The 24,223-nt window shown below is 67.6% G+C and carries 16 protein-coding genes; 6 read left to right on the top strand and 10 right to left on the bottom strand.

Annotation, left to right across the window (positions count from 1 at the left end; all coding sequences use genetic code 11):
* Positions 1 to 59: 59 nt before the first annotated feature.
* From ACZK29_RS05450 to ACZK29_RS05440, 3 genes are read right to left on the bottom strand one after another with little or no spacing between them, the layout of a single operon-like run.
* Complete coding sequence (locus ACZK29_RS05450; RefSeq protein WP_478446767.1) at positions 60 to 1,775, bottom strand: alpha-amylase family glycosyl hydrolase; 1,716 nt, start codon at positions 1,773 to 1,775, stop codon at positions 60 to 62.
* The gene (locus ACZK29_RS05445) at positions 1,775 to 3,262 is read right to left on the bottom strand and encodes an MFS transporter (RefSeq protein WP_106549278.1); all 1,488 of its coding nucleotides are present in this window, start codon (positions 3,260 to 3,262) and stop codon (positions 1,775 to 1,777) included. Before ACZK29_RS05445 ends, ACZK29_RS05450 begins: the two co-directional genes overlap by 1 nt.
* On the bottom strand, positions 3,259 to 5,451 hold the full coding sequence (locus ACZK29_RS05440; RefSeq protein WP_478446766.1) for an MGH1-like glycoside hydrolase domain-containing protein: 2,193 nt from the start codon (positions 5,449 to 5,451) through the stop codon (positions 3,259 to 3,261). Before ACZK29_RS05440 ends, ACZK29_RS05445 begins: the two co-directional genes overlap by 4 nt.
* Before the next feature lie 237 nt (positions 5,452 to 5,688).
* On the opposite strand from ACZK29_RS05440, the gene ACZK29_RS05435 reads away from it, so the two are divergent.
* Both ACZK29_RS05435 and ACZK29_RS05430 read left to right on the top strand, forming a co-directional pair.
* Positions 5,689 to 7,740, top strand: a complete 2,052-nt coding sequence (locus ACZK29_RS05435) for a glycoside hydrolase family 97 protein (protein ID WP_478446765.1) — start codon at positions 5,689 to 5,691, stop codon at positions 7,738 to 7,740.
* A 216-nt stretch (positions 7,741 to 7,956) separates the two neighbouring features.
* A complete protein-coding gene (locus tag ACZK29_RS05430) occupies positions 7,957 to 10,713 on the top strand; it encodes a TonB-dependent receptor (RefSeq protein WP_478446764.1) in 2,757 nt (918 codons plus the stop codon).
* Between the two features lie 214 nt (positions 10,714 to 10,927).
* Here ACZK29_RS05430 and ACZK29_RS05425 read toward each other — a convergent pair whose 3' ends face one another.
* A complete protein-coding gene (locus ACZK29_RS05425; protein ID WP_478446763.1) occupies positions 10,928 to 12,541 on the bottom strand; it encodes an alpha-glucosidase family protein in 1,614 nt (537 codons plus the stop codon).
* 214 nt (positions 12,542 to 12,755) lie between these two features.
* Between ACZK29_RS05425 and ACZK29_RS05420 the strand changes: the two genes are divergently transcribed.
* Positions 12,756 to 13,754, top strand: a complete 999-nt coding sequence (locus ACZK29_RS05420) for a polyprenyl synthetase family protein (protein WP_249844769.1) — start codon at positions 12,756 to 12,758, stop codon at positions 13,752 to 13,754.
* A 173-nt stretch (positions 13,755 to 13,927) separates the two neighbouring features.
* Here the strand turns inward: ACZK29_RS05420 and ACZK29_RS05415 are convergent, their stop codons facing one another.
* The gene (locus ACZK29_RS05415) at positions 13,928 to 14,719 is read right to left on the bottom strand and encodes a dienelactone hydrolase family protein (RefSeq protein WP_478446762.1); all 792 of its coding nucleotides are present in this window, start codon (positions 14,717 to 14,719) and stop codon (positions 13,928 to 13,930) included.
* Between the two features lie 132 nt (positions 14,720 to 14,851).
* On the opposite strand from ACZK29_RS05415, the gene ACZK29_RS05410 reads away from it, so the two are divergent.
* A complete protein-coding gene (locus ACZK29_RS05410) occupies positions 14,852 to 15,445 on the top strand; it encodes an SMI1/KNR4 family protein (protein WP_459048300.1) in 594 nt (197 codons plus the stop codon).
* A gap of 60 nt (positions 15,446 to 15,505) precedes the next feature.
* Here ACZK29_RS05410 and ACZK29_RS05405 read toward each other — a convergent pair whose 3' ends face one another.
* From ACZK29_RS05405 to ACZK29_RS05390, 4 genes are all read right to left on the bottom strand, one after another.
* Positions 15,506 to 15,895, bottom strand: a complete 390-nt coding sequence (locus ACZK29_RS05405) for a hypothetical protein (protein WP_478446761.1) — start codon at positions 15,893 to 15,895, stop codon at positions 15,506 to 15,508.
* A gap of 262 nt (positions 15,896 to 16,157) precedes the next feature.
* Positions 16,158 to 17,567: a UDP-N-acetylmuramoyl-L-alanine--D-glutamate ligase gene (gene murD / locus ACZK29_RS05400; protein ID WP_478446760.1), complete on the bottom strand. Its 1,410-nt coding sequence runs from the start codon at positions 17,565 to 17,567 to the stop codon at positions 16,158 to 16,160.
* Entirely contained in the window at positions 17,548 to 18,900 is a 1,353-nt protein-coding gene (gene murL / locus ACZK29_RS05395) for a UDP-N-acetyl-alpha-D-muramoyl-L-alanyl-L-glutamate epimerase (RefSeq protein ID WP_478446759.1), read from the bottom strand. The genes murD and murL overlap by 20 nt, the downstream gene beginning before the upstream one ends.
* Before the next feature lie 76 nt (positions 18,901 to 18,976).
* Complete coding sequence (locus tag ACZK29_RS05390) at positions 18,977 to 21,571, bottom strand: bifunctional aspartate kinase/diaminopimelate decarboxylase (protein WP_478446758.1); 2,595 nt, start codon at positions 21,569 to 21,571, stop codon at positions 18,977 to 18,979.
* A gap of 75 nt (positions 21,572 to 21,646) precedes the next feature.
* On the opposite strand from ACZK29_RS05390, the gene ACZK29_RS05385 reads away from it, so the two are divergent.
* Both ACZK29_RS05385 and ACZK29_RS05380 read left to right on the top strand, forming a co-directional pair.
* The gene (locus tag ACZK29_RS05385) at positions 21,647 to 22,519 is read left to right on the top strand and encodes a PhzF family phenazine biosynthesis protein (RefSeq protein WP_478446757.1); all 873 of its coding nucleotides are present in this window, start codon (positions 21,647 to 21,649) and stop codon (positions 22,517 to 22,519) included.
* 91 nt (positions 22,520 to 22,610) lie between these two features.
* On the top strand, positions 22,611 to 23,489 hold the full coding sequence (locus ACZK29_RS05380) for a PhzF family phenazine biosynthesis protein (RefSeq protein WP_111203047.1): 879 nt from the start codon (positions 22,611 to 22,613) through the stop codon (positions 23,487 to 23,489).
* 99 nt (positions 23,490 to 23,588) lie between these two features.
* Here the strand turns inward: ACZK29_RS05380 and ACZK29_RS05375 are convergent, their stop codons facing one another.
* Positions 23,589 to 24,020 (bottom strand): OsmC family protein, encoded by a 432-nt coding sequence (locus ACZK29_RS05375; protein ID WP_111203049.1) that lies wholly within the window; start codon positions 24,018 to 24,020, stop codon positions 23,589 to 23,591.
* Positions 24,021 to 24,223: the final 203 nt, after the last annotated feature.

Raw genomic sequence — 24,223 nt, 5'->3', positions numbered from 1 at the left:
TGCCAACCAAGGTTGGCACCCACCAGAGCGGTAGCGCCGGGCCATGCCCGGCGGCGCCATCAACGCCCCAGCCGCTTGTCCCGTGCCCGCTGGTCGGCCATCGCCTTGTCCAGCTCGGCCTGTAGCGCCGGCTGCTGCACGGGCGCATCCAGCACGTAGACCTTCACCCCATGCGCCGGCACGTCAGCCCTCAGCTCGCGCTTGATCTTCACAGTGCCACCGCCCAGCGCGTCACGCCACGTGCCCGCCTGCAGGTAGCGCCCCACCTCGAAGGTGCGCGCCGCATCGCCCTTGTTCAACAGCACCAGCGCGGTCTGCGCCACCTCGCCATGCTGCAGTACGCGGAAGAACACCGCCTCATCGCCCTGCAGGCGCTCGTTCACCTGCAGGCCGCGCTGCAGGGCCGGGGTGGCTTCGCGCAGCCTGGCGATGCGCTGCAGCGGCGCGAAGATCGGGCTCTGCGGCGCGGCGTCCACGCGCGGTTGGCCAAAGTAGGCCCGGTTGCCGGCATGTTCGGCGCGGCCGCGCATGAAGCCGGTTTCCGAGCCGTAATAGACCACCGGAATGCCACGCGCGGTGAACAGCCAGTTGTGCGCATCGATGAAGCCGCTGTCGCTGGCCTGCAGGCGCGGCATGTCGTGGTTGTCGTAGAAGCTCATCAGCTCATACGGGTTGGCGTAGGGCCCAGCGCTCAGGTACAGCGGCTCGGCCAACGTTTCAAAGCCCTTGCCGGCGGTGCCGAAGGTCTGCTCCAGCGCGCCACGCAACGGGAAATCGAGCACGCTCACGTTCGCGTTGGCTGGCCAGGTGTGCTCGGCGATGCGCGCGGCATCGTAGTCGAACGCTTCGCCGAACATGAACATGCCCGGGTGCTCGGCGCGGATGCGCTTGACGAATTCATGCCACCACGGGTGCGGCAGCCAGCCGATGGTGTCGATGCGCAGCGCATCCACGCCCTGCGCGGTCCACTGCAGGTAGGCGCCGACCAGGTAGTCCATCACCGCCGGATTGTCCTGGTTGAAGTCGGACAGCTCGGCCAGGTTGCCGTCGAAGATCGAGCCGTCCTTGCTGTCGACCGGACCGATGTTGTTGTAGAACGCGTGCAGCGGGTTGTGCTTCGGATCCAGCTTCTGCGGCGGCAGGTTCTGGTGGTCGGCAATCAGCTTCCCATCCTTGTCGAAAATCTGGCCGAACTGCGGTTGCCGCGTCGGCATGGTCCAGGCCGGCGAGCCGTGGTTGCCAACAATGTCCAGCACCACCTTCAGGCCGGCGCCGTGCAGGCCTTTGGTCAGGCCAGCGAAGTCCAGATCCTTGCTGGGCAGGTGCTCGTCGAGCTTGTAGAAGTTGATGCCCCAGTAGCCGTGGTAGCCGGTCTTGCCACGGTCGGTCAGCGTGCTGGTGCAGCTGATCGGCTTGCTGCCGGCGAAGGCTTCGTCCGGGTTGTCGACGATCGGCGTGATCCACACCGCACCGAAGCCGAGGTTGCGGATGTACTGCGCATTGTCGAGCACGCCGCGGAAGTCACCGCCGAGGTAGCCGATGTTGCCGTCCACTTTGTCCGGGCACGGCACCGGGATATCGAAGGTGCGGTGCTTGCCGCCCTGGTCGCGGTGATCGTTGGACGGATCGCCGTTGACGAAACGATCGGTGACCACGAAGTACACCGCATCGCTGGCGAACGGCTCGGTGGTACCAACGTAGTCCGGGCGCGGTGTGGCCACGGCCTGGCCGGCGAACAGGGCAAGGGAAACAGCAACAGCCAACGCAGCACGCATCACACCACCTCCGGACGGGACGGAACCCGCAGCACGCACAGGCCGGCGACGAACAAGCTGCAGCCGCCCAGTACCAGCACATGCATCGGCTGGCCACCCAGCCACGCGCGCAGGGCAAAGCCGAGCGCGCTGGCCGCGACCAGCTGCGGGATCACGATGAAGAAATTGAAGATGCCCATGTACACGCCCATCTTCGACGCTGGCACGCTGTCGGACAGCAGTGCATACGGCAGCGACAGGATCGACGCCCAGGCGAAACCGACGCCGACCATCGACAACAGCAGCCAGTGCGGATCCCGGATGAACATCAGCGAGACCAGCCCTGCTCCGCCCAGCCACAGGTTGAGCAGGTGGCTCCAGCGCAGGCCGATGGCACGCACCATCGGTGGAATCAGCACCGCGGCCAGCGCAGCGAAGCCGTTGTATGCGCCGAACAGCACGCCCACCCAGTTGGCGCCCTCGTTGTAGGCCGCCGTCTTTGGATCGGCCGAACCGAAATGGACACCGGCCACCGCCGCGGTGGTGTAGATCCACATTGCGAACAGCGCGAACCACGAGAAGAACTGTACCCAGGCCAGCCGCCGCATGGTCACCGGCATCGCCCGCAGGTCGCCGACGATGGCGGCCAGCATATGCGTGGCAGGCAACACGCGGACCACGGCCAGCAGCACGCCATAGCCTGCACACAACCCCGCCAGCACGTACAGCATCCTGTCACCCTGGCGCCAGGCGATCAGCAGGGCCAGCAGCACACCCAGCCCCAGCCACAATGCCACCTGCGCCCACGACGCCGGTCCGCTGACCACGCGCGCGGCATGATGCGCCGGTGGCTCGGCATCGTCGAATGCGGCCAGCTGTGCCGGCGAGTACTCGCGTGTGCTCACCACGGTCCAGGTGATCGCCGCCAGCAGCACCACCGCGCCGAAGTAGAACGCATAGCGCACGGTGTCCGGCACTTCACCGGCAGCCGCCGTATTTGCCACGCCGAAGTGGGCGAGGATGAACGGCAGGAAGCTGGCGACAATCGCGCCCACGCCGATGAAGAAGCTCTGCATGGCATAGCCGGTGGGGCGCTGCCGCGGTGCCAGCTGGTCGCCGACGAAAGCGCGGAACGGCTCCATCGATACGTTGATCGAGGCATCCAGCACCCACAACGTGCCGGCGGCGATCCACAACGTCGGCGAGTTCGGCATCACCAGCAGGGCCAGCGTGGTCAGCACCGCACCGATCATGAAGAACGGGCGACGGCGTCCCCAGCGCGTCCAGGTGCGGTCGGACAGGTAACCGATCACCGGCTGCACCAGCAGGCCGGTGAGCGGTGCGGCGATCCACAGGCCGGGCACCGCCTCGATGTCCGCGCCCAGCGTCTCGAAGATGCGGCTGGCATTGGCGTTCTGCAGGGCGAAACCAAACTGGATGCCGAGGAAGCCGAAACACATGTTCCAGATCTGCCAGAACGATAGCTGCGGTTTGGCGGGACGATTCATCGTGCGTCCTCGTCCACGGCAACCTGCGCCACCTTCAACGCCTGCACCCACGCCTGGTTGAGCACGCCGTCGCGCCCACCCTTGCCGCCGGTGTAGTGCGCGAAGTGTTCAAGCGCGCTCATGTTGAAGCCCTCCTCAAGCGCTACCGTACAGCGGCCCTTGGGCACCGCGAACGTCGCCGCCGTGGAGTCCTGCACGGCCACGCTGTGCGGCATCGCAACCGTGTGTCGTTGCACTGGCTGGCCCGCGCACTGCAGTACCAGCTGCTTCACCGCAGCGGTGACGCCGGTATTGATCGGCCCGTTCGGATTGGCGTACTGCAACCGCAGCCGTACGTGTCCAGCCTTGCCCGAGGTGAACTGCCAGCGCTGCTCTCCTTTCAGCTGCTGCTCCGGCCCGACACAGACCGTCGGGCCGTGCAGCGATTCCAGCCCGCCTTCGCGGCGCGTCAGGCTGAGGCAGTGCTGCAGGCCATCGTCGCTGATGCGCGCCACGCCGTTGCTGGCGGTGACTGCCTGGCCGTCCTGCCACAGCACGTGATGCGCGGCGACCTGAACGTCCCAGCCCGCGCCCTTGCGCAGGGCCTGCGGCGTCACCGGTGTGGCCGGTGCACGCGCGTTGGCATCCGCCGTCGTGGTCGCAAAACCGGTCGCTGCCGGTGTGGCGATCAGCTGCACGGTCGTGGTGGTGCCGCGCGTGGTGGTCCTGCCCGCCACCAGCAGGCCGTCGCCCACGGTCTGCGGGCGCTCCAGCACATAGCGCTTATCGTTGGCTTCCAGCGTGATGCTGCGCTGCGTGCCGAACAGCTCCGGCACCAGCACCGCCGGCAGCTTGGGTTGCACACGGCCATCGTCCTGCACGCCGAATACACCTTCGACCACCATCGACAGGTACCCCGCCACCGACCACAGCTGCCGTTCGGAATTGACCACCGGGCCGCTGAGCGCGCCTTCATCGACATGCACAGCCTGGGTGACCAGCTCGTAGTTCTCCATGTTGGAGCCGGCCAGCGCGGCACCCTGCATCATCGAACGGATCTCGGCGGCGATGCGCGGCGCATCATCCAGCTGCCGCGCTGCACGCAGCGAGTAGGCGCTGACGAATGGCCAGATCGTACGGTTGTGGTAGATCGGCTGCTGCGCTTCCTGCGGCCAGACCACCGGGCTGCCAGCCGGCCCGATCGGGTACGCCGCCAGCGCACGGCGCGCACGCTCGGGCGGCAGCACGTCGGCCAGGATGCCCAGCGACAGGCCGAGCAGATCCACCTTGGCATACGGCACCGGGTGCGCGGCTTCACCGATGTAGCTCATGTACAGGCCGATGTCCTCGCGCCAGAAGCGTGCATCGATCTGCTGCGCCAGCGCATCGGCCCAGGCCCTGTATTCGGCCGCACGGGCGTCACCGCGTTGGGCGGCCAGCTGCTCGGCCAGGCGCAGCGCCTGGTAGTGCAGCACGTTGGTGGACAACGCATAGGAATCGCCGATGAAACGCACATCCTCGCGGGTCCAGTCCGGATAGGTCTGCTCGCGCCAGTCCAGGAACGAGGTCTCGCCGCGGTACAGGCCCATCTGCGCGTCGAACACCATCGCACGGTCCTGTGCCAGCGTACCCTGCAGCGCCTGCCAGACCTGATCGGCAAACGCCGGATCATCCAGCAGGTGGCGCGCGGCCAGGAACCACACCACGCGGTCGCTGCTGATCGGCCAGCTGCCGCCGGAACCGGTGTCCTGCGCCACGAACAGGCCGGGCGTGTGCCCGTCGCGCGCCGCCGACAACTTGAACTGCAGCGACTGACGGGTGCGCTGCGGGTCCAGCCGCGCCAGCGCAAGATCGGCGGCGAAGCTGACATCACGGGTCCAGACATAGGGCCAGCGTGCGCCGGTCTGGAAACACTCGCACGGCACCGGCCGGCCTTCGTCGAAGGCAGGATCACGGATCGCGTCCACGCGGTCCTGGTCCACGTCCTGCTGGGCAAGCGCGAACAGTGCATCGAACATCACGCTGCCGGTGCGGCTGCGCATCGGTGCGGCTGCGATCTGGACTGCCCCCTTCGGCGCATGCAGCACGAAGCTGCCGTTGGCAGCGGCTTCGGCGCGCGCGTGGCGGCCGTCGAATTGCAGGTCGGCCGCCTGCGCGGTCGATCCCAGCGCTGCCCCGAGGGCAGCGGTCAGGCAAATGATCTTCAGCATCGAAGCGGCGGACCGGCTTGCGCCCGTCGGCCTCCCTCCCTCTCTGCACGCGTTGTAGGTCCGTACCGTCGTTGCCGGCGGGCGGGCGCGGCCCCTCCCTCAAGGGGCCCTGGCCCCATGGTAGACGCGGGGCTGTCGACTGCGCCCAGCTGCATACGTATTCATGGCGCTGCGCGGTAGCGCGCCGGCTGCGCTGGCTTATGGTCCGGGTCTGCCAACGGCGCCTTGGGAGGGGAAATGCCGATGTCACCCACTGCTGTACGCAGCGCGCTCGCGCATGTGTTCGGCCTGGCATTGCTGGGAATGGCGGCGCTGTCGCAGGCTGCGCCGCAGGTTGTCAGCGTCGAATCGCCGGGCAAAGTGCTCAGGGCCAGCCTGGTGCTGGACGGCGGCACGGCGCGCTATCGCGTCGAGCGTTTCGGCGAGACCGTGGTGGAGGATTCGAAGCTGGGCTTCGCCCTGCGCGACGGCCGGCTGGATCGTGATTTCGCGGTGATCGGCCAGCAGCAACGCAGCGTCGACGACCGCTGGGAACAGCCTTGGGGCGAGCGCCGGCTCACCCGAAACCACTTCAACGAACTGACGGTTCAGCTGGCCGAGAACACCGGCAACAAGCGCCGCCTGGATGTGGTGTTCCGCGTCTATGACGACGGCCTCGGCTTCCGCTACGTGTTCCCCGAGCAGCCCAACCTGCGCGAGGCGGTCATCGATGACGAGCTGACCGAGTTCGCCATCGCGCCGGAATCGACCGCCTGGTGGATTCCGGCCGGCGAGCCGATCCACTACGAATACCTGTACCAGCGCACCCTGCTGCGCGAAGTGCCGCTGGTGCATACGCCGATGACCCTGCGCAGCCGCGATGGCCTGCACGTGGCAATCCACGAGGCCGCGCTGGTGGACTACGCCGGCATGTGGCTGCGCCGCACCAAGGGCCAGCGCCTGCGCGCGCAGCTTTCGCCTGCGGCCGAAGGCTGGAAGGTGCGCCGCGCCCTGCCCTTCGCCACACCGTGGCGCACGCTGCAGATTGCTGACCGCGCAGGTGGGCTGGTCGAATCGGACCTGATCCTCAACCTCAACGAGCCCAACGCGCTGGGCGACGTGAGCTGGGTGAAGCCAGCCAAATACCTGGGCGTGTGGTGGTCGATGCATCTGGACAACGAGAGCTGGGCGACCGGGCCGAAGCATGCGGCCACCACCGCCAAGACGAAGAAGGTGATCAACTTCGCCGCCGCACACGGCTTCCGCGGCGTGCTGGTGGAAGGCTGGAATCCGGGCTGGGACGGCATGTGGGTGGGCAACGGCTACGACTTCGATTTCACCCGCGCCACGCCCGATTTCGATATCGAGGCGCTGTCGGCGTATGGCTTGAAGAAGGGCGTGCACCTGATCGGCCACCACGAAACCGGCTGCGCCATCGAGCACTACGAGGATCAGCTGGGCGCTGCGCTGGACCTGTACGCACGGCTGGGCGTGGACCAGTTCAAGACCGGCTACGTCTGCGATGACGGCCAGGTCGACCGCCGCAATCCGGCTGGCGGCCCGCTCTGGCGCGAGTGGCACGACGGGCAGTTCATGGCCCGCCATCACCTGAAGGTGGTGCAGGAGGCGGCGCGCCGGCACCTGTCGGTGAACCCGCATGAGCCTATCAAGGACACCGGCCTGCGCCGCACCTATCCCAACTGGATCTCGCGCGAAGGCGCGCGCGGCATGGAGTACAATGCCTGGGGCCAGCCGCCGAACCCGCCGGAGCACGAGGTCAACCTTGTGTTCACCCGCATGCTGGCCGGGCCGATGGATTACACCCCCGGCATCCTCAGCCTGAAGGGCCGCCACGGCCAGGCCATCCCCAGCACGCTGGTCCGCCAGCTTGCCCTGTACGTGGTGCTGTACAGCCCGATCCAGATGGCCGCCGACCTGCCCGAGCACTACCTGCAGCACCGCGAGGCGTTCCGTTTCATCGAGGACGTGGCGGTGGACTGGGAGCAGAGCCGCGTGCTCGATGGCGAAGTGGGCGACTACGTGACCATCGTGCGCCGCGACCGCAACAGCCGCGACTGGTTCCTCGGCAGCATCACCGATGAACACGGCCGCGTACTGCCAGTGTCGCTGGGCTTCCTGGAACCCGGCGTGCGCTATCGCGCAGAGATCTACCGCGATGGTGACGGCGCCGATTTCCGCAGCAACCCGTTCGCGTTCGCCCGCGAAACCCGCGAGGTGACCAGCGCCGATGCACTGACGCTGGTGCTGGCACCAGGCGGTGGCCAGGCCATTCGCTTCACGCCGCTGTGAATGCCCCGGTAGTGCCGGCCGCTGGCCGGCACCACCGCAAGCAGGATCTGAAAGCGATTACACCCCTGCAAACGCCATTGAATACGTATGCAGGGTGATTCCCGCGAAGAACGCGCTGCCTACCATAGCGGCGACGACAGCGGCCACCGCGTCGCACGTTCACGGCACCGCCGGAACGCTCACAAATCGATCTGCAACATTGCCTGGGAGGGGAAAATGTTGAACCACAAGCGCAGTGCGCTGAGTCTCGCGCTGGCCGTTGTGCTGGCGCCGACGCTGGCGTCGGCACAGTCCACGCAGAGCACCACCACGCCGGCCACCACCGCCGCCACCAACCTGGATACGGTGCAGGTCACCGGCATCCGCCGCGGCATCGAGAACGCGATCGCGGTCAAGCAGGACGCCACCTCGGTGGTCGAGGCGATTTCCGCCGAAGACATCGGCAAGCTGCCCGACGTCAGCATCGCCGAATCCATCTCGCGCCTGCCCGGCCTGGCCGCCCAGCGCGTGGCCGGCCGTGCGCAGGTGATCAGCGTGCGCGGCCTTTCGCCGGACTTCGCCACCACCCTGCTCAATGGCCGTGAAGTGGTCAGCACCGGCGACAACCGCGGCGTCGAGTTCGACCAGTACCCGTCCGAGCTGGTCAACGGCGTGACCGTCTACAAGACCCCGGACGCGGCGCTGGTCGGCCAGGGCCTGTCGGGCACCATCGACATGCAGACTGCACGCCCGCTCAGCTTTGGCGAGCGCGTGATCGCGGTCAGCGGCCGCTACCAGAAGAGTTCGCTGGGCCGCGCCGCCAACGTCGATCCGTACGGCAACCGCTTCAGCGCCAGCTACATCGACCAGTTCCTGGACAAGACCCTGGGCATTGCCATCGGCTACGCGCACAGCGACATGCCGATCCAGGAGAACCAGGTCGGCCTGTACGAACCGTGGACCACCGAACACACCGACAAGGGCGAGCGCCCGGGCGTGGGCGCCGGCACCTACTTCTCCGATGGCATCAAGGCGCTGCGCCGCACCGGCAACAACAAGCGCGACGGCGTGATGGCCACGATCCAGTTCCGGCCGAACAACAGCTGGACCAGCACCTTCGATGCGTTCCACACCGAAGCCGAGCAGATCGACACCGCCAACCAGTTCGAGCTGAACCTCAGCAACTACAACGGCAACTACACCCCGGGCCTGCTGGTCAGCAACCCGCAGATCAACGCCAACGGCTCGTTCACCGGCGGCACCGCCAGTGGCGTGTATCCGCTGGTGCGCGGCATGTACAACAAGCGCAAGGACAAGATCGATGCGTTCGGCTGGAACAACGAGTTCAACTTCGGCGGCGTCAAGCTGGTCGCCGACCTGAACTACTCCAAGGCCACGCGCGATGAGCTGAACCTGGAAAACAACCTGCAGCTGACGCCGATGCCGCAGCTGGATACGGTCGGCGTGTCGATCCGCCAGAACGGCTTCTCGCAGATCAGCCCGGGCCTGAACTACTCCAATCCCGATGCGCTGTTCCTGACCAACACCATCTACGGCTCCGGCTACGGCAAGGTGCCGCAGGTGGAAGACCGCCTGAAGGGTGGCAAGCTGGCCGCGACGATTGCGCTGCCCGAGGCCATCGCTTCGTGGGCGCCGGACCTGGACATCGGCGTGAACTACGCCGACCGCCGCAAGGTGAAGACCCAGTCCGAAGGCAACATCCTGCTCGGTGCCCAGGGCGATGCCAACATCGCCTCGGACCTGCAGTACCGTCCAGTGGATCTGAGCTTCGCCGGCCTCGGCACCATTCCGGCCTGGAACGTGCCTGCCGCGGTCGGTCGCTACATGACCTTCAACCCGGTCGACAACCTGGACTACCTGATTCCCAAGTCGTGGACGGTGCAGGAAAAGATCACCACCGCGTGGGCGCGCCTGAACATCAACACCGACATCGGCGTGGTCGGCGTGCGCGGCAACATCGGCGTGCAGATGCAGCACACCGACCAGAGCTCGGATTCGCGCTACTGGGACAGCTCGCAGCCGGCCGGCAACAACATCCAGCCCTACTCCGCAGGCCGCAAGTACAACGACTGGCTGCCGAGCTTGAACCTGGCCTTCATGTTCCCGCACCAGCAGACGCTGCGCTTCGCCGCCGCCAAGCAGGTCGCACGCCCGCGCGTGGACCAGATGCGTGCCGGCCTCGAATTCGGCGTGGACACCGGCACCGGCCGCCCCGGCGGCAGTGGCGGCAATCCGCTGCTGGACCCATGGCGTGCCACTGCGCTGGATCTGTCCTATGAGAAGTACTTCGGCGAGAAGGCCTATGTGGCCGCCGCGATCTTCTACAAGGACCTGAAGAGCTACGTCTACACCCAGTCGGTGGACACCTACGACTTCACCGCGCTGCTGGGCAGCTACGTGCCGCCGCCGGGCATGACCTCGCCGGTGCTGACCACCGGCACCTTCTCCGCGCCGCAGAACGGCAAGGGCGGCACGCTGAAGGGCCTGGAATTGACCGCGTCGTTCCCGCTGGACATGCTGACCGACACCCTGCGCGGCTTCGGCGTGCAGGCCAGCGCGACCTTCAACAAGAGCGACATCACCATCCTGGATCCGGAAAGCGCGTCCAGCGTGGGCACCGATCCGATCAGCCTGCCGGGCCTGTCCAAGCGCGTGTACAACTTCACCGCGTACTACGAGCGCAGCGGTTTTGAAGCACGCGTGAGCCAGCGCCGCCGTTCGGACTTCATCGGTGAAATCGGCAACTTCAACGGCAACCGCAGCCTGCGCTACGTGGTGGGCGAGAACGTGACCGATGCGCAGGTCAGCTACACCTTCAGCGACAGCAGCGCCCTGCGTGGCCTGACCCTGCTGCTGCAGGGCAGCAACCTGACCAACGAACCGTACCGCACCTACGCCGGCAGCAAGGATCGCCCGCTGGAGTACATCGAGTGGGGCCGCACCTACATGCTGGGCGTGAACTACAAGTTCTGAGGTCGCGCCGGGCCCTGCCCGGCGCCCCGGACCCGGTAGTGCCGGCCGCTGGCCGGCAACAGAAAACAGGGAGCAGGACCGGAAACCCGCTGCGCAGGCAGCGGGTTTTCCTTTGCGCGGATGCCGGCCGTTGGTCGGCCAGGCCCCCCACCCACAAAAAAGGGACGGGGCGCTTCGGCCCCGTCCCCGCAAGTACCGCCACCGGAGAAAACGGTCAGCTGCGTCGGGCGCAATACACCGCACGCGGCGGCAGCTGGAGTTCATCACCCTGCACCGTGCCCGCATCCGGGCCCGGTACCGCCACCTGCTGCCAGTTGCCCGGCGGCAGCGGATGGCTCACCGCCTCGGCCGACAGGTTGAAGGCCAGCAGGAGGGTTTCATCTGCAAGCATACGCTCGAACAGCAGCACTGGCTCGGCGCTTTCGATGAATCGGATGCTGCCATGCAGGAGCGCCGGCTGGCTATGCCGCCAGGCCAGGAATGCCCGGAACGCCGCCAGCACCGAGTGCGGGTCGCACTCCTGCACGGCCACCGCCGCCGCCCGATGCTCGGCCGGGATCGGCAGCCAGGGCTTGCCCGTGGTGAAACCGGCCAGCGGCGCATCGGTCCACGGCAGCGGGGTACGGCAACCGTCGCGACCCTTGAAGTTCGGCCAGAAGGTGATGCCATACGGGTCCTGCAGGGCCTCGAACGGCACCTCGGCCTCGGCCAGGCCCAGCTCCTCGCCCTGGTACAGGCAGACCGAGCCACGCAGCGAGCACAGCATCGCCACCAGCATCCGCGCCAGGCGCGGATCGGCCGGGTGGCCGCCCCAGCGGCTGACCGCCCGCTCCACGTCGTGATTCGAAACCGCCCAGCACGGCCAGCCTTCGGTCATCGCCGCTTCCAGCCGCGAAACCGTGTCGCGGATGTAGGCCGCGTTGTAGTCGTCCACCAGCAGCTCGAAGCTGTAGCCCATGTGCAGGCGGCCATCGCGGGTGTACTCGGCCGTGGTGGCCAGCGAGTCTTCCGAGGAGATCTCGCCCAGGCTCACCGCCCCCGGGTACTGATCCAGCAGCGCGCGCAGGCGCTCCAGGAACGGCAGGTTCTCCGGCTGGGTGTTGTTGTAATAGTGGTATTGGTAGGCGTAGGGGTTATCCGGACTGAAGCCGCGGCCCACGCGCTTGTCCGCCGGCTTGGGCGGGTTGTCGCGCAGCTGCGCGTCATGGAAGCAGAAATTGATCGCGTCCAGGCGGAAGCCATCCACGCCGCGGTCCAGCCAGAACCGCACGTTGTCCAGGGTGGCCTGCTGCACGTCCGGGTTGTGAAAGTTCAGGTCCGGCTGGTCGACCAGGAAGTTGTGCAGGTAGTACTGCTCGCGGCGCGGCTCCCACTGCCAGGCGCCGCCACCGAACAGCGACAGCCAGTTGTTGGGCGGGGTGCCGTCCTCGCGCGGGTCAGCCCACACGTACCAGTCCGCCTTCGGGTTGCTGCGGTCCTGGCGGCTCTCGCGGAACCAGGCATGCTCGATCGAGGTATGGCTCAGCACCTGATCGATCATCACCTTCAGGCCCAGGCCGTGCGCCTTGGCCAACAGGCGATCGAAGTCGTCGAGGCTGCCGAACAGCGGGTCGACGTCGCGGTAGTCGGCGATGTCGTAGCCGAAGTCGGCCATCGGCGACTTGAAGAACGGCGAGATCCAGATCGCGTCCACGCCCAGCGCGGCAATGTGGTCCAGTCGCTCGATGATGCCCGGCAGGTCGCCCACGCCATCGCCGTTGGCATCGAGGTAGCTGCGCGGGTAGATCTGGTAGATGACGGCTCCGCGCCACCATGGATAGTGCGACATCGACAGCCCCCCTCCGGGCATGCAGGGCCCGCCGGAAGCGGGCCGAAATCCTGTTCCGGCAAGCTTAGCGGCGGCCTCGCGGGCATGGCGCAACCTGCATACGTATTCACGCAGGCGGCAGCCGTAGCCGGGCCGGGGGCGTCGGCCAGCCCGGTTTGCGCCCGAATTCACGGCCAGCGCCTATAATCGGGGGTGAGCCTGAAAGCCTGATCGCATGACCATCACCGAAGACACCCGTCCCGCCCTGGGCCTGCCCCAGATCCAGTCGCTTGCCGCGGCCGACATGGCCGCCGTCGACGCCCTGATCCGGCGCCGGCTGTCCTCGGACGTCGTGCTGATCAACCAGATCGCCGATCACATCATTTCCGCCGGCGGCAAGCGCCTGCGCCCGATGCTGGTGATGCTGGCCGGCCGTGCGGTCGGCAATGTGGGCGCGGACCACCACCAGCTGGCCGCGATCATCGAGTTCATCCACACCTCCACCCTGCTGCACGACGACGTGGTGGACGAATCCAGCCTGCGGCGTGGCCGCAGCACCGCCAATGCGCTGTGGGGCAACGCGCCGAGCGTGCTGGTCGGCGACTTCCTGTACTCGCGCAGCTTCCAGCTGATGGTCGAGCTGGAGCGCATGTCGGTGATGCAGATACTGGCCGACGCCACCAACCGCATCGCCGAGGGTGAGGTGCTGCAGCTGCTGCACGTGCACAACCCGGACACCGACGAAGCGGCGTACCTGCGCGTGATCGAGCGCAAGACCGCCGTGCTGTTTGCCGCCGGCACCCGTCTGGGCGCGCTGGCCAGCGGTGTGGACGAAGCCACCCAGCAGGCCCTGTTCGACTACGGCATGCACCTGGGCTACGCGTTCCAGATCGCCGATGACGTGCTGGACTACTCGGCCAACGCCGACGAGCTGGGCAAGAACCTGGGCGATGATCTGGCCGAAGGCAAGGCGACGCTGCCGCTGATCCACGCGATGGCGCACTCCGACGACGCCACCCGTGAGCGCCTGCGCACCATCGTGCAGGACGGCGATGCCTCGGCGATGCCGGAAGTGCTGGCCGCGATCCGCGCCACCGGCGGCCTGGAGTACAGCCGCGCGCGTGCAGAGGAATACGCCGAAGCCGCCGAGCGTGCGCTGGATGGCCTGGGTGATAACGATGCGGTGGCCGCCCTGCGCGGCCTGGCACGCTACGCGGTGCAGCGCTCGCATTGACCGGCTGAGGTGTGCCGACCAACGGTCGGCACCCACCAAACCGGCATTCCGGTGGGTGCCGACCGTTGGTCGGCACTGAAGCATCGGTAGTGCCGGCCGCTGGCCGGCATTCCCGATGACATCCGCAGCATCGTGAGGTTGCCGGCCAGCGGCCGGCACTACCACTGCACGAATCAACGTTTCTCGAAGCGTTCCTCGAAGAACTCATCCAGCGCCTTCCATGCGCGCTTCGCCGCCCGCTCGTTGTACTGGCACCCCGGCGGACTGTTGGCATCGCGCTCGGCGAAGCAGTGCACCGCACCGCTGTAGTTGGTGAACTCCCAATCGACCTTGGCCGCGTCCATTTCCTTCTGGAAGCCAGCGATGTCCTCGGCGGTCACGCTCTTGTCATCGGCCCCGTTGAGCACCAGCACGGACGGATGGGTGCCACCGGCCTGCGCCGGCAGCGGCGAACCCAGCCCACCGTGCAGGCTGACCACACCGGCCAATGGCGCACCGGCCCGGGCCAGTTCCAGCACCGTGGTGCCGCCGAAACAGAAGCCGACCGCGCCGATCCGGCTGGCATCCAGCGGCACCTTGCCGGCCTGCGCCTTGAGCACGTTCACTGCCTCCAACGCGCGCGCACGCAGCAACGGCCGGTCCTTGCGCAGCTTGCTCGCCACTGGCCCGGCCTCGGCATCGGTCTTCGGCCGCACGCCCTTGCCGTACACATCGGCCACCAGCACCACGTAATCGTCACCGGCCAGCTGCTTGGCCTTCTCGATGGCCGAGTCGTTCACGCCCTTCCAGTTCGGCACCATCACCAGGCCCGGGCGCTTGTCATGCTCGCCATCGTCATAGACCAGCACGCCACTGAAGGTCGTGCCCTGGTGCTTCCATTCCACCGGCTGCGTCTTCATCGCCGCCCACGCCGGCATCACCGCCAGCCCCAGCATCACCGCCACACCGCATCGCCAACGATTCATGTGCCTGCTCCGCAAGAAGAAGGGGACGGAGGGGATTAGCCGTACTCGCCCCTCCCGCGTCGCATTCTGCATTGGCGACGTGACGCAGGTGTGGTTGGATACGACCTGATCCCCTCCGTCCCCTTTTTTCGCATGAACCTTGTTGATCGCTTTCTGTCTGGCCTGATCCCGCGCCTGCCTGCCGACGATGCCCCGCAGTGGGCCCACGTACGGGGCGCCAGCGCCGAAGACCTGCAGCGCCTGCGTGTGCAGTGGCCGCAGGTGCCGGACAGCCTGGTGGAACTGCTCTCGCGCGTGGATGGCACGCACTTCCGCGAGTACCCCGGTGGCGAGGTCTGCGTGCTGATGCTGGGTTCGGACGTCGAGGACGGCGGCTATCCGTACTACCTGCGTTCGGTGGGGCAGATCTTCGAGGACCAGCAGCAATGGGACGACAGCATCCGTTCCATCTACGAGGAATGGCTGGACGACGAGCCGGAGATCCTGGGTGAAGGCATCGACGCCGATCTGCCGATGAACCGCCGCCTGTGCTTCTCGCACTGCATGAACAACGGCGGCACCTCGATGCTGTACCTGGATTTCGATCCGGCACCGGGCGGCACAGCCGGCCAGGTAGTGCGCTACCTGCACGATCCGGACAGCTACGCGGTGATCGCGCCGAGCTTCGATGTGTACCTGCAACAGTTGATCGATGGCGGGTACGCGTTCCTCGATCAGGACGACTGAAATCCAGCCGAGCATGGGCTCGGCTCTACAGTAGATCCACGCCATGCGTGGATGGCGTCCTCACCCGCGCTCGATCCAGTGCAGCGTCCCCGGCGCGAAGGCCAGCAGATCCGCTGCCTCCAGCGACGCCCGCGACCAGCGACGCTCTGGCGGCTTCGGCTGCCGGGCACCCACCGCACCGTCGTAGTCACGCACCAGCAGGCCGATACGCGCGGCACCGGCCTGCAACAGTGCATCGATGCGCTGCAGCCACTGGCCGGCGTCGCCCAGAGCTTCATCCCGGCGAACCTGCTGCTCCTGCTCATGCCGCGCCAACTGCTCGGCCAGAGCACGCGCGATCTTGGACTCGCCCCAGCCGTTCTTCCGCCAGCGTTCGACATCGCCGTTCCACTCAGGAACGGCCTGCGCCGAGGCCAGCGACGTGCCGCAATCGCAGTGCACGGCACTCAACCAAGGCTGTCAACCGGGTCCGACCGCTGACTGCAGGCTGGGCGAATCCTGCGCGAACAGGCGCCGGCCGCGGCGCTGCATGATTGCGGCGGCTTCTGCATGCGAAAACGACGTAGGCAGGAACAGGGTGACGAGCGTACACATACGGGTGTCCGGATCCGCCAGGGGAATGCACCCATGGTAGATCCACGCCATGCGTGGATGGGGCGCGGAGGATCAATCCGGGGTCAGAGCCCTTTCCTGCGGAAAGGGATCCGCCCCCTCAAGCGACGCCCAAGCCTGGGATAGCGCTGATGCTGTCCGGATCGAACCCGGCCAGCTCGGCGAAATGGCGGCCACGGGCCACGTAATCGCGGTAGGCACCAAAGCTCGGCGCCCCCGGCGACAGCAGCACCACGCCACCCTGCGTACCCAGCGCCGCGCGTGCAAGCGCCATCGCCTCGGGCAGATCAGCGGCGGCGTGCAGGCCGAAGCGACCGGCGTCGGCCAGCGGCTGCAGCATGGCGTGGATGCGCGGGCCGTTGCTGCCCATCGTTACGATCTCCACCGGCGGCACATCGTGCGCCATGTGCTGCATGAAATCGGTCCAGTCCAGCCCACGATCGTGCCCGCCCACCAGCAGCGCGATGCGCTGGCCGGCGAAGCATTCCAGCGCGGCCAGGCTGGCGTGCGGCGTGGTGCTGATCGAATCGTTGACGTAGGTCAGGCCATCGGCCACGCCGATGCGCTGCAGGCGGTTCGGCAACGGACGGAAGTCCTGCACCGCCGGTGCCAATGTCACTGCATCCAAGCCAAGTGCTTCCAGTGCAGCCAGCACCGCGCACAGGTTGCCGCGGTTGTGCCGGCCCGGCAGCGGCGTGTTGCGGGTATCGAACACCACCTGTTCGGCGCGATGCACGATGTCACCGCGCATGTGCCAGCCCTGTGGCTGGTTGAACCAGACCACTTCACTGTCGGGCAACGACAGCGCGGCCAAGTGCGGATCGGCGGCATTGAGCACGGCGATGCGCGGCGCAGCTTCGGTCACCAGCCGCAGCTTGTCTTGGATGTAACGCTGTTCGCTGCCGTGCCAGTCCAGGTGTTCCGGGAACAGGTTCAGCACCACCGCCACCTGCGGGTGGGCGCCACTGCGCGCCACTTCGCCGGTCTGGTAGCTGGACAGTTCCACCGCCCAGTATTCCGGCGCCGGCTGCGGATCCAGCACTTCCAGCAGCGGCAGGCCGATGTTGCCGACCAGGCCGGTGCGGTGACCGGCGGCACGCAGCAGGTGCGCGACCAGCGCGGTGGTGGTGCTCTTGCCCTTGGTGCCGGTCACGCACACGGTGTCGTGCACGATGCCATCGTCGGCGGCGTGCTCGGCGAACCACAGCGCGGTGCCGCCGATGAACGTGGTGCCCTGCTCCGCCGCCGCCAGTGCGATCGGCTGGTAGGGGCTGATACCAGGCGATTTGATCACCACATCGAACGCGGCCAGCGCTTCGGCAGTGGGTTCACCGCGCACGTCCAGCAATTCCTGCGTTTCCGCACGCGCCGCCTCGGCCTCAGCGGCCGGGCAGAACAGGCTCAGGGCCAGCGCGGGCAGGCGCGCACGCAGCACCGAAAATGCCGCACGGCCCTCACGCCCCCAGCCCCACAGCGCGACGCGCTTTTCTTCAAGCTGCGAAATCTTCACGCACCTGTTCCCACAACGCGGTCGGAATGCGGTGCTCGCCCTGCAACAGCAGCAGCGGTGCCAGTTCCAGCTCGGCGGCATCCAGCTGCGGCTGGATCTCATTGCAGAAGCGCTTCACCAGCACGTCTTCCTTCCATTCCGGGCGCTGCGCCAGGGTCGCCATCGCCGCACGCGATTCGCGGCCTTCGCCCACGCACTCGAACGGCTTGTGGTCCTGGAATTCCAGCAGCGCATCGAAGCCACCGGCCTGTTCGGCATCGTCCAGCAGGTTGCGGCCGAAGATGCGCACCAGGCGCGTCTTCGGCATGAACGGGGCCAACGCCAGGAACACGAAGTGGCACTTCGGGCAGACGCCGCACCAGCGGTTCACCGGGCGCTCGCCGAGGATGTGGAAGTTGCGGTTGCAGCTGGAGAAATGCGCGTCGTAGAAATCGGTCTTGGCGAACTGGCGGGCCACCGCCAGCTCGGACATCGGGCGCAGCAGCGAGTAGTACTGCAGGTCCGCCGCCACGTGCTTCTGCACATGGCTGCCGAACGCCTGCTCGAAGGCCCAGCCCTTGGACCACTGGTGGTTCACTTCGCCGGTGCCCGGAATCTGGCTGCCGTAGCTGGCCGAGCGCTCGTTGGAGAACACCACCTGGTCCACGCCCTGCAGCAGCGCGGCCAGCACCATGATCGCCGAGTTCACTGCGGTGACCGGAATATGCCCGTTCCACGCGCCCTGGCGGTTGAGTTCGAACAGTTCCGGCGCCAGCGCGCGGCCCAGGTTCAGCGTCGGCAGGCCGGTGCGCTCTGCGCAGGCGCGGATCAGCTGCGAACCACCAATCCAGGTCACCGTTTCGTCCACGCCGGCACGGCGCAGCGCTTCGATGCTGACCAGCGAATCCTTGCCGCCACCGATGGCCACCAGCGCGTGCGCGTGCAGGCCCAGCACCGGCGCCTGCACCGCCTCGCCCTGCACCGGCAGGCGGAAGCGCCCGCGCAGGTTCAGGCCGTTGCGGTAGGCGAATTCGCCCAGGCCGTTGAGGTAGACCGTCTCCACCAGCGCCGCGGTATCGGCGTCGATGGCATAACTGTCGATGCTGACCGTCTCCGGCACGCCGGCCTTGTAGTAGCTGACACCGGCAATCAAGTGCAGCAGCTGCAGCGCACGCTGCACGGCGGCGGCGCGCGCCTCGTCCAGCACGAACGGGGCGCCCGGCACGGTGATGGTTTCCACCATCTCCGGGCCGTCATCGAAGGCGTAGACCAGCTTGGCCACGCCGGTCTCCGCAGCGAATTCGCAGCGGACGAAGCGGAAGCGGGAAACCTGGTGTTTGTCGAAAGCAGTCATGGTGTATCCGGTCAGGCACGGGCCCGCGCAGCTGCGCGGGGCGTGTCAGTGGGCGGGTGCAGGGCGCGGGTGGTGATCACTCGATCACGTCTTCGCGCGGCAGCACCCGCTGGTTGTAGGTGTTGGCCATCGAATAGCCGTAGGCGCCGGCATCGGCGATCAGCATCACGTCGTCCGGCGCGGTCGACACCGGCAGCTTGCGGCGCTTGCCGAACACGTCGCTGGATTCGCAGATCGGGCCGACCACATCGAATGCCGCCTCGGCGTAGCCGCCCTGGCGGCTGAGGTTCTCGATGTCGTGCCAGGCGTCGTACAGCGCCGGGCGCATCAGTGCGTTCATGCCGGCATCCAGGCCAACACGGCGCACGCCGTCCTTTTCCACAACCTGAGTGGCGTGGGTCAGCAGCACGCCGGATTCGGCGACCAGGTAGCGGCCCGGCTCGATCGCCAGGCGGAACGCCGGATGCAGCGCCTTGACCTCGGCCAGACCCTCGGCCCACGCATCCAGGTCGAACGGCTCGTCCTCGGCGGAATACGGAATCGGCAGGCCGCCGCCGATGTCGATGGTCTGCACGCTGCCGATGCGGCGGGCGAAACCGGCCAGCTCATCGCACATCAGGCGCCAGTGCTGCGCAGTCTCCACGCCGCTGCCGAGGTGCGCGTGCAGGCCGACCACGCGGCTGCCCAGATCAGTGGCCGCGCGCACGAATTCGTCGACGCGGGCGATCGGCAGGCCAAACTTGGAGTCCTTGCCGCCGGTACGGACCTTGGCATGGTGGCCTTCGCCACGGCCCAGGTCGACGCGCAGCCACAGCTCGCGGTTACGGAACAGGTCCGGCCAGCGCTGCAGCGCTTCCACGTTGTCGACGGTGACGGTCACCCCCATCGCGAATGCGGCTTCATACTCGCTGCGCGGGCAGAAGCTGGGAGTGAACAGCACGCGCTTGGGCGACAGTTCCGGCAGGTGCTGGAACACGTGCTTCAGTTCGCCGTGCGACACGCACTCCAGGCCGAAGCCCTCGGCTTCCAACAGCTGCAGGATGGCCGGGTGGCTGTTGGCCTTGATCGCGTAGTAGCGCTGGTCGATCGGCTTGATCGCGGCCAGCGCGCGGGCGCGGGCGCGCACGGTCGGCAGGTGGTAGACGTAGCGCGGCGTACCAGCATCGGCCAACTGCAGCAGGTGCGCGCGCTGGCCACGCCACCACGGCGTGCCGCGCGGGCGCACCGTGCCAGCGATCTCGCGCCAACGCGGGCCGAACACCTCGGTCTCTTCCACCGGCATCGCACCGCTGTCGATCAGCTCGGCGTGCAGGATCGGCAGCAGGCCGTCAGCATCGGCCTCGTCGATGACGAAGGTCAGGTTCAGGTCGTTGGACGACTGCGAGATCATGTGCACGCGCTCGCGGCCAAACGTGGCCCACACGTCCGACAGCTTGTGCAGCAGCGAGCGCATGCCACGGCCGACCAGGGTGATGGCCGCGCACGGCACGATCACCTTCACCTTGCAGATCTGCGACAGGTCCGCCGACAGCGCGGCCAGCACATCGGTGTTGACCAGGTTCTCGGACGGGTCCAGCGACACGGTGACGTTGGTTTCGGCCGAACCGATCAGGTCCACCGACAGGCCGTGCTTCTTGAACAGGTTGAACACATCGGCCAGGAAGCCGACCTGCTGCCACATGCCGATGCCTTCCATCGACACCAGCACGATGCCGTTGCGGCGGCTGATCGCCTTCACCCCCGGGACCGGCGCGGCACTGCCATCGATGCTGGTACCCGGCAGTTCCGGGCGCTCGGTATCGAGAATGGCCATCGGCACGCCGGCATCACGGCACGGCTTGATCGAGCGCGGGTGCAGCACCTTGGCGCCGGTCGTGGCGATTTCCTGTGCTTCGTAATAGTCCAGGCGGGTCAGCAGGCGCGCGTCCGGCACATCCTTCGGGTTGGCGCTGAACATGCCCGGCACGTCGGTCCAGATCTCCACGCGGCTGGCCCCCAGCAACGCGCCGAAGTACGCAGCCGAGGTATCCGAACCGCCGCGACCGAGGATGGCGGTGCCGCCGTCGGCATGCCGCGAAATGAAGCCCTGGGTGATCAGCAGGCGGGTCGGCTGCGCCCGGAAGCGCTGCATCCACTCCGCGTCGGCGCGCCACTGGCAGTTCACCGACAGCCGCTGCGACCAGTCGCTCTGGTTCGGCTGCGGCGGCATCGCATCCAGCCACTGGCGGGCATCCATCCAGCCCATGTCCAGGCCTGACGCGCGCAGGTAGGCCGCACCCAGGGTGGAGGACAGCAGCTCGCCTTGGCCCAGCACTTCGGCCTGCCAGTCCAGCGGACGGGTCGCGGCGCGCGCGTCGTCCAACAGGCCCTGCAGCGCCGCCAGACGTTCGGCCAGCACCTCGCGGCCCAGGCCCAGTTCAACCAGGAAGCCCTCGTGGCGCTCGACCAGCGCGGCCACGCGATCACGGCTGTCCGGCGCGCCATCGGCGATCGCGGTCAGTTCGTTGGTGACCCCGGACAGCGCCGACACCACCACCAGCACGCGCGAGCCGGTCTCTTCCGCACGTTTTTTCGCCAGCTTCCCGATCGTGTCCCAGCGATGACGACGCGACACCGAGGTGCCGCCGAACTTCAGTACGATCCAACGATCGACAAGGGGGGAAGCTGACATGGATTGGCTATGTAGAATGTGGGGAAGCCGCCCTCGGGGGCGGAACCTTTGATTCTAAGCGCAATATCCCCGTAGATGGCCGTCCTTCGTTACCTGCAGCTCGATGTCTTTGCCCCCCGCCCCGGCACCGGCAATCCACTGGGCGCCATCCTGGACGCCGATGGGCTCTCCGGCAGCCAGATGCAGGCCCTGTCCGCCTGGCTGAACCTGTCCGAGACGGTGTTCTTCCTGCGCCCCAGCGCGCCCGGCGCCGACTACCACATCCGCATCTTCACCCCGACCCGGGAACTGGCGTTCGCCGGCCATCCCAGCGTCGGCGCGGCGTGGGTAGCGGTGACCTGCGGCCTGGCCCAGCCGCGCGACGGCGCGCTGGTCCAGCAGTGCGCGGCGGGATTGTTGCCGGTACAGGTGAGCGGCCCGGCCGAAGCACTGGAGATCCAGCTGGCCAGCCCTCCGGCCCGGCAGCTGGCAACGGCAGCCGACGCGGCACCCTCGGGGCTGCTGGCGCTGGCTGCCGACGGCCATGCGCCGGAGCTGTGGGACAACGGCGCACGCTGGTGGCTGCTGCCGCTGCGCGATGCCGCCGCCGTGCGCAGCCTGGTGCCGGACATGGCCGCGCTGGCCGGCTGGAGTCGGGCGACCGATGCCACTGGCGTGGCGGTGTTCGCCGACGAAGCCGGCACCGACCACACCCGCGTGGTGCGCGCGTTCTGCCCTGCTGATGCCCCCAGCGTGCCCGAGGACCCGGTGACCGGCAGCGCCAATGCGCTGATCGGCGCCTGGCTGCGGCAGCGCAATGCCCTGCCCGGCCGCGAGGGCCGCTACGTGGCCAGCCAGGGCCGCGAAGTCGGCCGCGACGGTTGCGTGCAGGTCCAGGTCGATGCGCAGGGCACGGTATGGATTGGCGGCCAGGTGCAGTGCGTGATCGACGGCAGCATCCATTGGTAGCGCCGGGCCACGCCCGGTGAACGCAGCACACGGACGCCGGGCATGGCCCGGCGCTACCGTATCCCCTCTCGTTTTACGGAGTTCGCCCCCTATGACCACCCGCCGTTTCCTGCAGCTGGATGTGTTCTCCCCGCGCGCCGGCGCCGGCAATCCGCTGGCCGTTGTGCTCGACGCCGAAGGCCTGGACGACGCCGGCATGCAGGCCATCGCGCGCTGGACGCGCCTGCCCGAGACCACCTTCGTGTTCCCGCCGCAGGTGCCCGGCGCCAGCTATCGGTTGCGCATGTTCAGCCCGCAGAAGGAAGTCCCGTTCGCAGGCCACCCCAGCGTCGGTACCGCGCATGCGGTGCTGCAGGCGGGCCTGGCCGCAGCGGTCGACGGTGTGCTGGTCCAGGACGGCATAGCCGGTGCGCTGCCGCTGCGTGTCAGTGGCGAAGGCGCGCAGCAGCGCATCGCCATCCGCACCCCGCGCGCGCAGCTGGCCGAAACCGCCGAGGCCACCGATCCGCGCCTGCAGGCCGCGCTGAAGGACTGGCCGCTGGGCACACTGCCGCCGGCACGCATGCAGGGTGGTCGCAGCTGGTGGGTGGTGCAGGTGGCCGATGAAGCCGCGTTGCGCGCCCTGCGTCCGGACTGGGACGCGGTGGCTGCGCTGGCCGAGTCCACCGACAGCATGGGTGTGTTTGCCTATGCCTTCAGCGATGGCAGCGAGGGGTTCGATCTGGCGGTACGTGCCTTCGTCGGAAACGGTCGCCGCTTCGAAGATGCTGCCTCTGGAGCCGCCAACGCCGTGTTGGCCGCGTGGCTGGACCTGCGCGAGGCCCTGCCGCGGGGCCGTGCGCCGTTCGAAGTCAGCCAGGGCCGCGAAGTCGGCCACGATGCGCGCCTGACCCTGTTGGTCGATGAGGACGGCGAGGTCTGGTCCGGTGGCCAGGTGCAGACCGTCATCACCGGCACCATCGATTGGTAAAGGGACACTGTAGAGCCGAGCCCATGCTCGGCTGCTCTTCGGCCAGATCACGGGAGCTGCAGAAGCCGAGCATGGGCTCGGCTCTACAGATGCGCCGGCTCAGCCCAGCTCGGCTTCCAGGCTGATCGGCACCGCACTCAGCGCCTTGGACACCGGGCAGTTCTGCTTGGCGTCATCGGCAATCGCGCGGAATTTCGCCGCGTCGATGCCCGGCACAACAGCCTTCACTGTCAGCCGGATCTGCGACAGCTGCGGACCACCTTCCAGCGAGAGATCGACCTTGGCTTCGGTATCCAGCGAGGTCGGGGTGAAACCGGCTTCGCCCAGCTTGGCCGACAGCGCCATGGTGAAGCAGCCGGCATGCGCGGCAGCGATCAGTTCTTCCGGATTGGTGCCCTTCTCGTCGCCGAAGCGGCTGTTGAAGCCGTAGCGGGTCTTGTCCAGCAACCCACTCTGCGGCGTGCTCAACTGCCCCTTGCCCGACTTCAGGTCGCCTTCCCAGTGCGCGGTGGCGTGTCGCGAGATTCCCATGTGCTGCTCCTGCATGACGGTGATGAACGATCACCCTCGCACGTGGCGCGTTAGCCCTGCGTCGCTCCGCCGCACGCGCCCCGTCGCTCCGGCGCCGGGCAGATGGACACTTCATCACCAGCCGGAAACGCATTTCCCCCTTGTTTTCAGTGGTTTCGCGCATCCCGCCGATGACCGGGCGCTGGAGGCCAGCCGCGTCCCGA

The organism is Stenotrophomonas sp. 89682_Sma (assembly GCF_056481405.1).
The sequence above is the reverse complement of the archived record's forward strand: the minus strand, read 5'-3'. Positions and strand labels throughout refer to the sequence as shown.

What these genes read in the sequence shown, in the direction of transcription:
- ACZK29_RS05450 (WP_478446767.1), bottom strand. Translation starts at nt 1,775, where the DNA reads ATGCGTGCTGCGTTGGCTGTTGCTGTTTCCCTTGCCCTGTTCGCCGGC.
- ACZK29_RS05445 (WP_106549278.1), bottom strand. Translation starts at nt 3,262, where the DNA reads ATGAATCGTCCCGCCAAACCGCAGCTATCGTTCTGGCAGATCTGGAAC.
- ACZK29_RS05440 (WP_478446766.1), bottom strand. Translation starts at nt 5,451, where the DNA reads ATGCTGAAGATCATTTGCCTGACCGCTGCCCTCGGGGCAGCGCTGGGA.
- ACZK29_RS05435 (WP_478446765.1), top strand. Translation starts at nt 5,689, where the DNA reads ATGCCGATGTCACCCACTGCTGTACGCAGCGCGCTCGCGCATGTGTTC.
- ACZK29_RS05430 (WP_478446764.1), top strand. Translation starts at nt 7,957, where the DNA reads ATGTTGAACCACAAGCGCAGTGCGCTGAGTCTCGCGCTGGCCGTTGTG.
- ACZK29_RS05425 (WP_478446763.1), bottom strand. Translation starts at nt 12,541, where the DNA reads ATGTCGCACTATCCATGGTGGCGCGGAGCCGTCATCTACCAGATCTAC.
- ACZK29_RS05420 (WP_249844769.1), top strand. Translation starts at nt 12,756, where the DNA reads ATGACCATCACCGAAGACACCCGTCCCGCCCTGGGCCTGCCCCAGATC.
- ACZK29_RS05415 (WP_478446762.1), bottom strand. Translation starts at nt 14,719, where the DNA reads ATGAATCGTTGGCGATGCGGTGTGGCGGTGATGCTGGGGCTGGCGGTG.
- ACZK29_RS05410 (WP_459048300.1), top strand. Translation starts at nt 14,852, where the DNA reads ATGAACCTTGTTGATCGCTTTCTGTCTGGCCTGATCCCGCGCCTGCCT.
- murL (WP_478446759.1), bottom strand. Translation starts at nt 18,900, where the DNA reads ATGACTGCTTTCGACAAACACCAGGTTTCCCGCTTCCGCTTCGTCCGC.
- ACZK29_RS05390 (WP_478446758.1), bottom strand. Translation starts at nt 21,571, where the DNA reads ATGTCAGCTTCCCCCCTTGTCGATCGTTGGATCGTACTGAAGTTCGGC.
- ACZK29_RS05385 (WP_478446757.1), top strand. Translation starts at nt 21,647, where the DNA reads ATGGCCGTCCTTCGTTACCTGCAGCTCGATGTCTTTGCCCCCCGCCCC.
- ACZK29_RS05380 (WP_111203047.1), top strand. Translation starts at nt 22,611, where the DNA reads ATGACCACCCGCCGTTTCCTGCAGCTGGATGTGTTCTCCCCGCGCGCC.
- ACZK29_RS05375 (WP_111203049.1), bottom strand. Translation starts at nt 24,020, where the DNA reads ATGGGAATCTCGCGACACGCCACCGCGCACTGGGAAGGCGACCTGAAG.